This window comes from Aeromonas caviae (genome assembly GCF_000819785.1).
In the GTDB taxonomy this organism is placed as follows: domain Bacteria; phylum Pseudomonadota; class Gammaproteobacteria; order Enterobacterales; family Aeromonadaceae; genus Aeromonas; species Aeromonas caviae.
The window spans coordinates 1-4,939 of the sequence record NZ_CDBK01000049.1 but is presented as its reverse complement, the minus strand read 5'-3'; the positions used below and the strand labels follow the sequence as shown (position 1 = coordinate 4,939).

Here is a 4,939-nt window from a genome sequence, read left to right as displayed (position 1 = left end):
AGGATGCCCTGGCCCCCCTGCCCGATGCCCCCGCCCTGGTGGTGATCAAGGTCTCCAAGTATCAGGCGCTGCTGGAGCAGCAACTGCTTGCCCTGCGCGGGGTCGTGACCCCTGCGACCCGCATCATTGCTGCCGGCAAGGCCAAGGACATCCACACCTCCACCCTCAAGCTGTTCGAGAAGTATCTGGGGGAGACCCGCACCTCGCTCGCCTGGAAGAAGGCACGCCTCATTCATTGCACCCCGGCCGCCGAGCGCCCGTCCCTGACCAGTCCCTTCCCGACCGTCTGGCCGCTGGAAGGCACCGACATGCTCATCCACAACCATGCCAACGTGTTCTCGCGCACCAGCCTGGATATCGGCGCCCGCTTCATGCTGGACAACCTGCCCATCCACAGTGCCCGCAGAGTGATCGATCTGGGATGTGGCAACGGCGTGCTCGGGCTCTCTCTGCTCGCGCGGGACAGCGAGGTGGAGGTGACCTTCATCGACGAATCCCGGATGGCGGTGGCGTCCGCGCGGCTCAACGTCGAGCACAACCTGCCCGATGCCCTGCCCCGTGCCCACTTCATGGTCAACAACTGTCTCGATGACGTTCCCGTCGGGGCGGCGGACAGGATCCTCTGCAATCCCCCCTTCCATCAGTTGCAGGCGATCACCGATCACATCGCCTGGCAGATGTTCAGCGATGCCCACCGGGTGTTGCCTCAGGGGGGCGAACTCTGGATAGTAGGCAACCGTCATCTGGACTATCACAACAAACTCAAGCGCCTGTTTGGCAACGCACAAGTCGTTGCGTCGAACAGCAAATTCGTTATTTTGAAAGCCATCAAACGCTAAAGATAAAGCTAAAGGAAACCCATGATGAAAAAGTCACTCTTGCTGCTGGCCGCTCTGGTATTGGGCGGTTGTGCTACTCACTGGCCCGAGAGCGCCCTGCTCAACCCGCAAGTCATCCCCTCCAACCAGCAGTACTACTCCGGCAACCGCATCACCATGGAAGGGGTGGACAAACGTGAAGCCGCCTATGTTTTCTCCATCAAGAAAAAAGAGAAGGCCCCTGTGCTGGTGAACAGCAGTCAGCCTCTCAACAGCCTGCTGGCTGAAAAACTGGCGGAAGGGCTGCGCAGCCAGGGCCTGGAAGTGGGCAACAGCGGCACCACCAACCTGACGCTGGCCATCTCCACTGCCGCCGTCACCGTGGAAGAGAAGACCTTCACCTATGTCACCAAGTCCCGCGTCAGCCTGCAGGTGATTGCCGACTTCCAGGGCAGCAAGCTGACCAAGCAGTTCAACATGTCCTCCAGCAAGGAGGGCCCGGGCGAACCGAGCATGGCCGATCTGGAATCCACTCTGAACCAGCAGCTGGGCAGCGTGCTGCAGCAGATCATGGCCGACGAGGCACTGCGCGGTTATCTCAAGGGCCAGCCGAGCTGAGCGAGGACATATAAATGAAGAAACTCTGGTTACTGGTCACCCTGATCGCCCCCCTGGCTTTTGCCGGTCAAAAAGTCCAGATGGAGACCAACCATGGCACCATCGTCGTGGAGCTGGCCCCCAAACAGGCGCCCCAGACCGTGAAGAACTTCCTGCGCTACGTGGCAGACGGCAGCTATGACGGTAGCCTGTTCCACCGGGTGATCCAGAACTTCGTGGTGCAGGGTGGGGGCTACAACCAGCAGTTCCAGCCCCTGCCGACCTTCGATCCCGTGGTCAACGAGTCCAGAGGCGGCCTGCCCAACAAGCGCGGCACCATCGCCATGGCCCGCACCCAGGCGGTCGACAGCGCCACTCGCCAGTTCTATTTCAATCTGGTGGACAACGACAACCTCAACGCCAATGCCGGCGCCGGTTACACCGTGTTCGGCCAGGTCGTGAAGGGGATGGAGGTGCTGGACAAACTGGCCCAGGTCCAGACCGGCTACAGCTCCATCCTGCGTGCCAACGACGTCCCCACCAGCCCCATCATCCTGAAGAAAGTGGTGCTGCTCGCGGACAAATAACGCGGCCCGGATCACATTCCACCGCGTCCCTGAACGGGTCACCAATCTCTTTTTCTATACTCTGCTCCCCGATGTGTGCCACGCATCGGGGAGCAGAACCAGAAGGAGGAGCCGGTGACCTGTCATGATTACATAACCCAACACGCCGGCCCGCTGGCCCAGGCGGTTCGCCATTTTCTGGCACGCAAGATTCCCTATCAGCAGCTGGAAGACTTGAGTTGGCAGCTCCTCTCCCATTGGCAGGCGCTCTGCGTGATCCCCATGGACAAAGCCCCCGCCAACGAGCAGGAAGGGGTGTTCTGGCATCTGCTTCACAGCCTGCACCTGTGGGATGAGCAGCACCTCCTCTGTGATGACGCGCTGCGTCTGCAACTCATGGCCTGCGCCAATTTTCTCGCCGACGGGGGCCCCTGCCCGCACCACTGCATCGGCTCACGCCCCTGAAACCTGCCGCTCCCCCCTCGGCTTGCCTTGGCTACGCCTGCCGAACCTGACAAAATGACCCCCTTTTCCCCGAGGAGTCAGGCAGTTGAACAATCTCCGCCCGCCCAGCCACACACCGGGCCGCGCCACCCGCTGGCGAGATGCCCTCGCCGTCTATCTGGAAGCGCGGGTACTCATCCTGTTTGCCATGGGATTCTCCTCCGGCCTGCCCTTGCTGCTGGTCTTTGGCACCCTCTCGTTCTGGCTGCGCGAAGCGGATGTCAGCCTGACCGACATCGGCTACATGAGCTGGGTAGCGCTGGCCTACGGTTTCAAGTGGCTGTGGTCGCCCCTGGTGGATCGGCTGCCCCTGCCCCTGCTGTCACGGCTGCTTGGGCGGCGACGCAGCTGGATGCTGTTCTCCCAGGTGCTGATCGCCCTCTCCCTGGTGGGGATGGCCTATTGCGATCCCAAGACCCAGCTCGCCCAGCTGGCCCTCTTCGCCCTGCTGGTGGCCTTCTCCTCTGCCACCCAGGACATCGTCATCGACGCCTATCGCATCGAATCTGCTCCCGAGCGGCTGCAGGCGGCCATGGCCGCGTCCTATATGACGGGGTATCGACTCGCCATGATCATGGCGGGAGCGGGGGCACTGGCGCTGGCGGCCTGGCTCGGCAGCAACAGCGGCTATGACTATCGCGGCTGGCAGCTCACCTATCTGCTGATGGGAGGGCTGATGTCTCTTGGCATCCTCACCACCCTGATGAGTCACGAGCCGCAGATCGATCTCAAGAGTCAGGACGAGCAGCAGATGGCGCGCAAGGCCACCCTGCTGGCACGGGGTTGGTCCCCCACGCTGGCCGGGCTGGGGGCCTGGACCTACGAGGCCATCTGGTGCCCCTTCGCCGACTTCTTCCGCCGCTATGGCGCTTCCGCCCTGCTGATCCTGGGGCTTATCGCCTGTTATCGCATCTCGGACGTGGTGATGGGGGTGATGTCCAACAGCTTCTATGTGGATCTGCAGTTCAGCAAGACGGAAGTGGCCACCATCACCAAGGTCTATGGCGTCATCATGACGCTGGTGGGGGCCGCGCTCGGGGGCGTGCTGGTGATGCGCTTTGGCACCCTGCGCATCCTGTTCCTCGGCGCCGTGCTGACCGCCAGCACCAACCTGCTGTTCGCTCTCCTCAACGAAGTGGGCCACAACCTGGAGCTGCTGACTCTGATCATCTCGCTGGACAACCTCAGCGCCGGCATCGCCACGGCTGCGTTTGTAACCTATCTATCGAGCCTCACCAACGTCGCCTTCTCCGCCACCCAGTACGCCCTGTTCAGCTCCATCATGCTGTTGCTGCCCAAGTTGCTGGCGGGGTTTTCCGGTCGCGTGGTGGAGCAGATCGGCTACAGCCACTTCTTCATCGGCACCAGTCTGCTCGGCATTCCGGTGATGATCCTGATCATCATGGTTGCCAAACGAGGCAGCACCTTGTCACCACAAACGCACAAATAGCAAGCGTTTGCGCATTTTAGGGGGTGATTAGATTCACAAATCCTGACAAAGTTCCCTGGTGCTTGTTTATCCGTTGAATTTATTTGGCTAGAATCCCTCCCGCTCCTTGTGGGCAGGCTACGGAAAACCTCAACTAACGCACAAGAGACCAATAAAATGGCCAAATTTACCAAGACTCTGATCGCTGCCGGTCTGCTGGCTGCCTCCGCCACTCCGGCCTTCGCTGCCGACTACAGCGGCGACATCCACAAGAACGACTACAAGTGGTTCCAGTTCAACGTGATGCACACCATCGACCAGCTGCCCTACGCTGAGTCCGAAGGTGGTTACAACGATACCTACTTCGAAATGGAGTTTGGTGGCCGTTCCGGTATCTTCGATCTGTACGGTTACGTCGACGTATTCGACATCTTCCAGAACCGTCACGACGACAAGCACAACCAGGACAACCTGTTCATCAAATTTGCACCGCGCATCTCCATCGATGCCATGACCGGCAAAGATCTCTCCTTCGGCCCGGTGCAGGAAGTCTACATCGCCAACCTGATCAACGTCGGTGGTCCGGATGGTCTGTTTGAAGCCATGACCGGTCTGGGTGCAGACGTCATGGTGCCCTGGTTCGGCAAAATGGGCATGAACCTGTATGCCCGTCACGTCAATGAAGGCGGTGGCGAGCAGGGCTGGAACGGCTATCAGTTCTCCATGAACTGGTTCAAGCCTTTCTACACCTTCTCCAACGGCAGCTTCGTAGCCTATCAGGGTTACCTGGATCACCTGTTTGATGCCAAGGACACTTCCACCGACGGTACCGCCATGTTCAACGGCCTGTACTGGCACTCCGACCGCTACGCCGTCGGTTACGGTCTGAAGTACTTCAACGACATCTACGGCATCCAGAACGGTTCCTACGGTCTGAAGACCACTGGTTTCGGCCACTACTTCTCCGTAACCTACAAGTTCTAATCGAACTCGTCACACGGACACAAAAAAACCGGAGCAGCTGC

6 protein-coding genes are annotated in these 4,939 nt (G+C 60.1%); all 6 read left to right on the top strand.

What is annotated here, in order from left to right; genetic code table 11:
• A partial coding sequence (locus BN1120_RS08540; RefSeq protein ID WP_042015625.1) for a methyltransferase occupies nucleotides 1–839 on the top strand: 839 nt, incomplete at its 5' end.
• Between the two features lie 24 nt (nucleotides 840–863).
• The gene (locus BN1120_RS08535) at nucleotides 864–1,436 is read left to right on the top strand and encodes a YajG family lipoprotein (protein WP_039040711.1); all 573 of its coding nucleotides are present in this window, start codon (nucleotides 864–866) and stop codon (nucleotides 1,434–1,436) included.
• 14 nt (nucleotides 1,437–1,450) lie between these two features.
• On the top strand, nucleotides 1,451–2,002 hold the full coding sequence (locus BN1120_RS08530) for a peptidylprolyl isomerase (protein ID WP_010673361.1): 552 nt from the start codon (nucleotides 1,451–1,453) through the stop codon (nucleotides 2,000–2,002).
• Nucleotides 2,003–2,116: 114 nt separating this feature from the next.
• Nucleotides 2,117–2,446, top strand: coding sequence for a hypothetical protein (locus BN1120_RS08525; protein ID WP_042015623.1), 330 nt, complete (start codon nucleotides 2,117–2,119; stop codon nucleotides 2,444–2,446).
• 85 nt (nucleotides 2,447–2,531) lie between these two features.
• Nucleotides 2,532–3,935: an AmpG family muropeptide MFS transporter gene (locus BN1120_RS08520; protein WP_042015622.1), complete on the top strand. Its 1,404-nt coding sequence runs from the start codon at nucleotides 2,532–2,534 to the stop codon at nucleotides 3,933–3,935.
• Nucleotides 3,936–4,091: 156 nt separating this feature from the next.
• Nucleotides 4,092–4,898 (top strand): nucleoside-specific channel-forming Tsx family protein, encoded by an 807-nt coding sequence (locus tag BN1120_RS08515; RefSeq protein ID WP_039040713.1) that lies wholly within the window; start codon nucleotides 4,092–4,094, stop codon nucleotides 4,896–4,898.
• The last annotated feature ends 41 nt before the right edge of the window (nucleotides 4,899–4,939 follow it).

Coding starts and splice junctions, on each gene's coding strand:
- BN1120_RS08515 (WP_039040713.1), top strand. CDS start 4,092: ATGGCCAAATTTACCAAGACTCTGATCGCTGCCGGTCTGCTGGCTGCC.
- BN1120_RS08530 (WP_010673361.1), top strand. CDS start 1,451: ATGAAGAAACTCTGGTTACTGGTCACCCTGATCGCCCCCCTGGCTTTT.
- BN1120_RS08535 (WP_039040711.1), top strand. CDS start 864: ATGAAAAAGTCACTCTTGCTGCTGGCCGCTCTGGTATTGGGCGGTTGT.